The 7,634-nt window shown below is 53.0% G+C and carries 9 protein-coding genes; 7 read left to right on the forward strand and 2 right to left on the reverse strand.

Annotated features, from left to right (window positions below; translation table 11 throughout):
- Positions 1-19 precede the first annotated feature (19 nt).
- The 6 genes from VK694_01455 (at position 20) to VK694_01480 (ending at position 5,814) form a co-directional block, all read left to right on the forward strand.
- A complete protein-coding gene (locus tag VK694_01455; GenBank protein HTE57383.1) occupies positions 20-565 on the forward strand; it encodes a YdeI/OmpD-associated family protein in 546 nt (181 codons plus the stop codon).
- Positions 566-586: 21 nt separating this feature from the next.
- Positions 587-2,824 carry an excinuclease ABC subunit UvrA gene (locus VK694_01460; protein ID HTE57384.1) on the forward strand — a complete coding sequence of 746 codons (2,238 nt, stop codon included), beginning with the start codon at positions 587-589 and terminating at the stop codon, positions 2,822-2,824.
- Between the two features lie 9 nt (positions 2,825-2,833).
- The gene (locus tag VK694_01465; protein HTE57385.1) at positions 2,834-3,895 is read left to right on the forward strand and encodes a winged helix DNA-binding domain-containing protein; all 1,062 of its coding nucleotides are present in this window, start codon (positions 2,834-2,836) and stop codon (positions 3,893-3,895) included.
- A gap of 44 nt (positions 3,896-3,939) precedes the next feature.
- Complete coding sequence (locus tag VK694_01470) at positions 3,940-4,545, forward strand: hypothetical protein (GenBank protein HTE57386.1); 606 nt, start codon at positions 3,940-3,942, stop codon at positions 4,543-4,545.
- A 197-nt stretch (positions 4,546-4,742) separates the two neighbouring features.
- A complete protein-coding gene (locus tag VK694_01475; protein HTE57387.1) occupies positions 4,743-5,300 on the forward strand; it encodes an NUDIX domain-containing protein in 558 nt (185 codons plus the stop codon).
- A 115-nt stretch (positions 5,301-5,415) separates the two neighbouring features.
- Positions 5,416-5,814 (forward strand): hypothetical protein, encoded by a 399-nt coding sequence (locus VK694_01480; GenBank protein ID HTE57388.1) that lies wholly within the window; start codon positions 5,416-5,418, stop codon positions 5,812-5,814.
- A gap of 239 nt (positions 5,815-6,053) precedes the next feature.
- On the opposite strand, the gene VK694_01485 is transcribed toward VK694_01480, so the two are convergent.
- Positions 6,054-6,410 carry a hypothetical protein gene (locus VK694_01485; GenBank protein HTE57389.1) on the reverse strand — a complete coding sequence of 119 codons (357 nt, stop codon included), beginning with the start codon at positions 6,408-6,410 and terminating at the stop codon, positions 6,054-6,056.
- Positions 6,411-6,678: 268 nt separating this feature from the next.
- Positions 6,679-6,876, reverse strand: a complete 198-nt coding sequence (locus tag VK694_01490; GenBank protein HTE57390.1) for a hypothetical protein — start codon at positions 6,874-6,876, stop codon at positions 6,679-6,681.
- Positions 6,877-6,878: 2 nt separating this feature from the next.
- Here VK694_01490 and VK694_01495 point away from each other — a divergent pair, with 2 nt between their 5' ends.
- Positions 6,879-7,373, forward strand: a complete 495-nt coding sequence (locus VK694_01495) for a hypothetical protein (protein HTE57391.1) — start codon at positions 6,879-6,881, stop codon at positions 7,371-7,373.
- Positions 7,374-7,634 lie beyond the last annotated feature (261 nt).

Consider the following 7,634-nt stretch of genomic DNA (forward strand, 5'->3'; position numbering starts at 1 on the left):
AAAAGAAAGAAGAAGGGCGATGTCCACAATTAGTTTTGAAGCTAAGCTATACAACATTGGCACATGGACCATTCTGAGACTGCCCGAGGACGCCAGCGCAAAGCTGCCATCCAGAGGACAGACAATGGTCAAGGGGACTGTCAATGGATCTCCCTTTCAGATTGCGCTAGAACCAGATGGGCGGAGAAGTCATTGGTTTGGCTTTGACAAGGCAATGAGCAAGGCCACTGGCGCGAAGGCAGGCGACACGGTGAAGCTAGAGATCGAGTCGACCAAGGAGTGGCCAGAGCCCGAAGTACCGGCAGATATTCAGGAGTCGCTGGCGGCCGATGCAAAGGCGAATGCACTGTGGGCCAAGATCACGCCGATGGCCCGCTGGGATTGGATACGCTGGATACGCGCTACACTGCAGCCAGAAACACGAAACCGACGGATCGAGACAGCACTCTCTAAGCTCAAGCACGGAGAGCGACGGCCATGTTGTTTCAATCGTACTGTTTGTACCATTGCCGAAGTATCAAAACTGGGTGTCCTACTCGAGCCAGGGCAAACCGCGCGGAAATAGCCTATTTATAAAGGAGTTATAGTGCAAGAATATATTGAAATTCGCGGTGCGCGCGAGAACAACCTGAAGGACGTCAGCCTAAAAATCCCAAAGCGAAAAGTAACAATCTTTACTGGTGTATCCGGTTCGGGTAAGTCCAGTCTGGTCTTTGACACCATTGCCGCTGAGTCGCAGCGTTTGCTCAACGAGAACTTCAGCATGTTCGTGCGCAATTTTTTGCCGCGTATTAGCCAGCCAGAGGCCGATGATATTAAGAATCTCAGCATGGCCGTTATCGTGGACCAGAAGCCGCTTGGCGGCGGTTCGCATTCAACCGTTGGCACGGTCACGGATATTGCCACGGCGCTTCGCCTGATGTTTTCGCGCTTTGGCAAACCACACGTGGGCTATGCCAACATGTTCTCGTTTAACGATCCTGCCGGTATGTGTCCAAACTGCAATGGCATCGGGCAAAAACTGAGCATCGACATGGACGCTGCCTTTGATATGAACAAGTCTATCAACCAAGGCGCGCTGCGGTTGCCCGACTACACCAGTACTAATAGTTGGTACCTCAAGCTGGTGAAGCATTCCAAGCTGTTCGACAACGACAAAAAGCTCAAAGACTTCAGCAAAAAAGAGCTGGACGATCTGTATCATATCAAGCCGTTCAAGGTTGACCTGGGCAACGGCATGAAGCTAAATCACGAAGGTATCGTTGATAAGTTTGTTCGCAAATATATTATCGAGTTTGATTTTAGGACCATGTCGGAGCGTACCCAAAAAGCTGTTGGGCCATTTATAATCATGGGCCCGTGCGAGCTCTGTCACGGCGCCCGTATCAACCAGAAGGCGCTGGCCAGTAAGATCCAGGGCTACAATATTGCCGACCTAACTGTTATGCAGGTTGATAAGCTTCTGGATGTCATTAAAAAACTCGAGACCAAGGAAAATCATGCGCTGATCAAGACAGTGATGGAGCGCGTATCTAACTTGGTCGAGATTGGTCTGGGGTACCTTACCCTGGACCGCCCCACCGATACGCTTTCTGGCGGAGAGTCACAGCGCGTCAAGATGGTAAAACACCTGAACGGCAGCTTGGTTGATGTCATGTATATCTTTGACGAGCCCAGTGTGGGCTTGCACCCACGCGATGTTCATCGTCTTAACGAGTTGTTGGGCAAACTCCGCGACCAGGGCAATACGGTGATTGTGGTAGAGCACGATCCTGATGTTATAAAAGCTGCTGACCACGTTGTGGACGTTGGTCCGTTGGCGGGTACCGGGGGTGGCAAGATAGTCTTTGAAGGAACATATCCAGAACTGCTCAAGGCCAAGACATTGACCGGCGAACACTTAAAGGACCAGGCGTCCGTCAAGAAAGAATTTCGTCAGCCCACCGGCAAGCTGAGCGTCGAAAACGCTCGTGCCAACAATTTGCAGAACGTCTCTGTCGATATTCCCACTGGAGTCTTTACGGTGATCACGGGGGTCTCTGGTTCTGGCAAGAGTTCACTGATTCATCAGGTATTTCTAAAGCAGCACCCAGACGCTATCGTGGTAGACCAAACAGCAGTTGGTGCTAACAGCCGATCCAACCCCGCCACTTATATTGGCATTATGGATGTTGTCCGCAAAGCTTTTGCCAAGGCTAATAAGGCTGACGCCGGGCTGTTTAGTTTTAATTCCAAAGGTGCCTGTGACAACTGCAAGGGTGCTGGGTTCTTGACCCAGAATCTTGGCTTTTTGGACGATGCCAAAACACCGTGCGACGTCTGTGGTGGCAAGCGATTCAAAGACGAAGTGTTGGCCTACAAGTACAACGGCAAATCAATTACCGAGGTGCTGGACCTGACCATGAGCGAGGCTAATGAGTTCTTTTACCTGCCAGAGATTGCCAAAATTCTGCAAGCGCTCAATGATGTGGGCCTGGAATATCTGACACTCGGGCAGCCGCTGAGCACCTTGTCTGGCGGCGAATGCCAGCGCATAAAACTAGCGAGCGAACTGCACAAAAAAGGCAGCGTCTATGTCCTGGACGAGCCGACAACTGGCCTGCATATTTCAGATACTGCGCGTTTGCATAAGCTTATCGACCGGCTGGTAAATGAGGGCAATACAGTGATCACAATCGAGCACAATGTGGACGTTATTCGCCAAGCCGATTGGATTATCGACCTTGGTCCCGAGGGCGGTGACAAGGGCGGCCAGATCATGTTCGAAGGAACGCCCGCCGACCTACTCAAAAATAAAAAGGCACTTATTGCAGAGTATCTTTAGACTAAAAGTATGAACATGACTGACATTGCTGCGCACAGACTTCACAATCAGTATTTGATTGAGGGTCTAGGCAATCCGCAGGATGTGGTACGAAAAATGGGTGCCATGCAGGCTCAGGATTTTATGGGTGCGAAGTGGGCGATAGGTTTGCGTAGCAAGAACGCAACCGACGAATCGGTCACAGGATTGTTTAACGACGGCAAAATATTGCGTACCCACATGCTCCGACCAACCTGGCATTTTGTTGCTCCAGAAGATATCCGGTGGATGCAGTCGCTCACCGCACCACGAGTGCACGCCCTGAATAAGTACTACTACAAAAAGCTGGGGCTGGATGAGGGGACTCTGCGCAAAGGTATTGATGTTCTAAAACAGGTGCTCAAAGGAGGCAAACAGCTCACGCGGGCAGAAGCGGCAGCAGCTTTTAGCGACGCGGGGATTGACGCCAGTGGCTTGCGGTTGGCTTACCTGGTCATGTATGCCGAGCTAGAGGCCGTAGTGTGTAGTGGCGCACTGCGGGGCAAGCAACACACCATTGCTCTTATTTCGGAACGCGCACCGCAAGCAAAGATTCTGCCCAAAGAACAGGCCCTGAAAGAGTTTGCCCTGCGGTTTTTTACGGCCCATGGTCCAGCTACCGTACAAGACCTAGCTTGGTGGTCAAGCTTGTCTGCGGCCGATGTAAAAAGTGGCGTTGAACTGGCAGATTTGCAGCGTATAGAGATAGACGCCAAAACGTATTACTGTGCAAAGCAAGCAGACACCACCATCCGCTCGCCGCTGGTGCATTTGCTGCCCAATTACGACGAATATCTTATCGCGTACAAAGAACGAAGCGCAGCCGGCCAGGCGGTATTGGAAAAAAGACCCGTACCCGCTGATTTTTTCTACCATTTTGTAGTGCTGGATGGCCAGTTGGTTGGTGGCTGGAAACGGATAGTTGGTAAATCTATGACTGTAGAGCTCAATTTGTTTACGCACTTTGGGCCAAAGCAAGCCAAGGCGCTGGACGCTGCGGGGCAGCAGTTGCAAGATTTTCTGCAGATACCCGTGAAGCTCACAAATCTCTGAGCAAGGGCATAAGGCGGCGAAGGGTTTTGCTATAGAATAGACGTATGCATAACGACCTCGCTGCTGTCATTAGCATCACAGCTGGCATCCTGAACATGGTTGGCTTTGTACCGTACGTACGGGATATTTTGCGGCACAAAACCAAGCCCGAGCGGGCCATGTGGTGGATATATGCCTTTTTATTTGGGGTACTTTTTGTGGCACAAATGGACGCCAACGCAGGCTGGTTGCTGTTGGTGACGGTGAGCTATATAGCTTCGTCTGTGGCTATCGCGGTGTTGTCCGTATGGTATGGCTATGGCGGTTTTCATAAGCGTGACACGATATCATTTGTGATAGCGGCGTTGGGGCTTGTACTGTGGCTGGTGACGGACACGCCATTGATTGCGATTGTACTGGTGATTATTGTGGATTTTGCGGGCTTTTGGCTGACACTGGTCAAGACCTGGCATGCACCTCACACTGAAACACTCATATCCTGGCAGCTGGCTTTTGTGACCGCCGTTCTTAGCATATTCGCGGCCGGCAGCTGGAGCCTGGACGTTATCATTTATCCGCTGTACGCCGTGGCAGGGACTGGACTACTGGTATGGATGATCATGTATCGCCGTAAAAAGCTGGAACCCACAGAAGATCTGCCTGATTTCTAAGAACCCACCCCAGATCTCGCTTTCGAGCCCAAAATCGATCCATTTCGAGTGAGAATTCGTTCCAGTTTTTGAGGCGTAACCGTAGTTACGGCTCGGAAACTGGAACGGATTGTCGCCGGAGTGGGTGGTTTTGGGACGGAATTGGAGATCTGGGGTGGGTTCTAAGTCTGCGCAGCACCTCTGGTATAGTTACTGCTATGCCTCATATACATACAGATTCTGGCCAGCACGACATAACAACCAGCGCCTATATCATGCGCGTGGATGGCGCAGAGCCAGCTCTGATCATGCACAAGCACAAGCTGCTGAACCAGTGGCTGCAATTTGGTGGCCATGTCGAGCTGAATGAAAATATCTGGACTGCGCTTATTCATGAAGTCGCCGAAGAGTCTGGGTACGCTATGTCTCAGCTAAAACTCTTACAGCCCAGCCTGCGGCTCAAGCAGGTTGGCAACGCCATTTTGCATCCCTCCCCAGTGTCTGTTCTGACGCACCAATTTTCTGACACGGACCACCACCACACGGACATCGCTTATACCTTTGTAGCCCGCGAATCGCCAGCGGCTGCCGTCGGCGAAGGCGAATCAGCAGATATCAGGACCTTCACTGCGGCGGAGCTTGCAGCCATTCCACCCGGAGAAGTGCCTGAAAACGTGCGGAATATCGGCTTGTTCTGCCTGCAAGAATGCTTGTCCCATTGGGAAGAAGTCGAAACCTCTCAGTTTTCGATCCAATACCCAGAAACACTCGGTTGACATACTGACTACTGGTGATATGGTACATGTGATCTTCAGGGAGTTGAAATCTTTCGAAGTTCTTTGACAAGGAACAACAAGCGGAAGGAGAGTCATGGAATTCACCGTGAGTCTGATGGCCACGTGTTTCTCGTCCACCCACTATGTGGTGACCATGAACGTCACGGACTGGCAGCATCGGTCGCTGTCAGTCAGCGCCTACGAATGGCAGGTGGACCAGCTGAGAGAGGCGCTGACTGACTGGCCTGAGCTGGTTGACTTCGTTATCGCCGCGGCCCGCCGTGAACTGGAACGTCTCGGGCCTCCCGAAGTCGATCTAGGAGCTCCCCGGCAGGGACGCGCCAGCGGCCAACTGACCCTCACGCACGAGCTGTCATACGACGACCTTCAGGGTTTGTACAACAGGCTGGGCGGGATGATAGACACCTCGTTCATGCCACCCCACGGCGCTACTGTCACGGCCGTGTTGTCCAGGCGGAAGCGTCTGAAGCGGTTGGTCCTGCGAAGGCCATAAGGGCCACTTTGGTCTAAGTCACCGGTAAGCGCAGAGATCACAGCCTGCAAACTCTGCGCTTACCGGCGCTTTCCCTTCCTTATTGTTGTTTTTTGTCATTTTTTGCTCCACAAATGTGCGAATCTGTCGCAAAAGTTGTGCTGATGAGTCCTAGGGGACGAAAGCAAATGCCCCTCAGAGTTCCCGAATTTTATACCGCTATGCGGTGCTAAAGTTTTCGGTTCCTCTGAGGGGTTTGTTCATCTGCGCGGAACGGGCTGGTCTTCGAGTTGCTTCTGCTTCACCACGTGGTCCAACTCCATGCTCCTGGCATGCAAGGCGTCCCCAACGCGGAGCACTCCACTGACAAAGAGCCTCACGGCGGCGTACGTGCACAGCGTCCAGGGGACGAGCAGAATGAGGGTGACCACCACCATGGGGACTAAGGGTACGTCATTAGCTCCAAGGACAGACACCAAGGCCATCGTGCTGTTGGCAGCGAGCATTGCCGCTGCGAGGCCTCCGACGAAGTACCACGTTGCGGTGGAAGCCAGGGCGTCTGACGGCTTGGTCTCTTCCTCTGCTGCTTCTTCCGTTTCGTTTTCCTCGTGGGTCATTCTGACCACCTCTTTGTCTAAGGGACAAGTGTCCTATGCCAACAGATGAACAATCCTAACTATATAACATATTTGCTACTGGTGTGGCTCATGGCCAGATAATAATTTGAGACAGGGGTAAGTATAAAAGAAGGGAACCGTGTGATAGCTGGATGAGAGCGTGACAGTTGTCACGTTTCATTGTGCTATCACACGGCGCCCCCTTCGGAAACCCTGACTGCCAAAGGGCAGATGCAGGGTCCCGAAGGGACGTTCACCGTGCGAAGGGCTAGAGCCCGATGCGCCGTCTGCGGAAGCCCAGCTTGATGTGGTGGGCGCTGAAGCCGAGGCACAGCACTGCACCCAGGAAGCCCAGGATGCCGAAGACGGTCCAGCCCCACGAGAGGATGAGGATGGAGCCACACATCGCTCCGACTGCTATCAGCAGAAGGCGGATACCTTCGGCGAAGCTGGCACGGGCGGACATGAATGGCCTCAGGACCTTCACAGCATGTTCCAGGTCGGTTGGGTCGGGTTGGGTCATACGCTCATCTCCTGACAGTTGGGTCGCGGCTGCTTGAGGCCATGGCGGATGGCATGGGCACTCAGGAACAGGAATGGCAGGGCGACGACGGCGATCCAGCGACCACTGGGGTCGTTGAACAGCAGCGCCAGCAGCGGGATCAGGGACAGGAGGGCCATCTGGCCGCCCAGGACGAAGTCGCATCTGGCGGGGCCGAAGTGGCGCCGAACCAGATCGGGGAACTGATCCTTCTGCACCTCGGTCGGGTTGGGATGGACGGCCTGGACGCAGTTGCGCATGGCGATGGTGGTTGCCACGAGATGGATCCAGCACACCACTGCGACGTGGAAGATCAGCCAGCCGACCTGAAGGTCGTTGGGCTGACGCTGGGTGACCACGATGACAGTGCCGATGGCGACGATCGGTGCGAGCACCGCCGTAACCGTAGCCTGACCTGCTAGGCGGGCATAGTCGGTTGGACTCACCTTTTCTCCTCGGGGTTGGGCGACATGGGGTCGCATGAAAACGAACAGTGAACAGTAGTAATTATATAACAAAACAAATAAAAAGTCAATCAACGAAAACCCCAATCACGAATTAACCACCTGGTAGCCAAGCAGGGTTCGTAAGTAGTGCACAAAGTAGCCCTTAACACTTCTTGGGAACGAAGAGACCAAGAAGTGTTGCTCTTTGAGTTTTCCAAAGGTGGCTTCAATCTTTGG

The sequence above is a fragment of the Verrucomicrobiia bacterium genome (assembly GCA_035489575.1).
GTDB lineage: Bacteria > Patescibacteriota > Saccharimonadia > Saccharimonadales > JAGQNK01 > DATHJY01.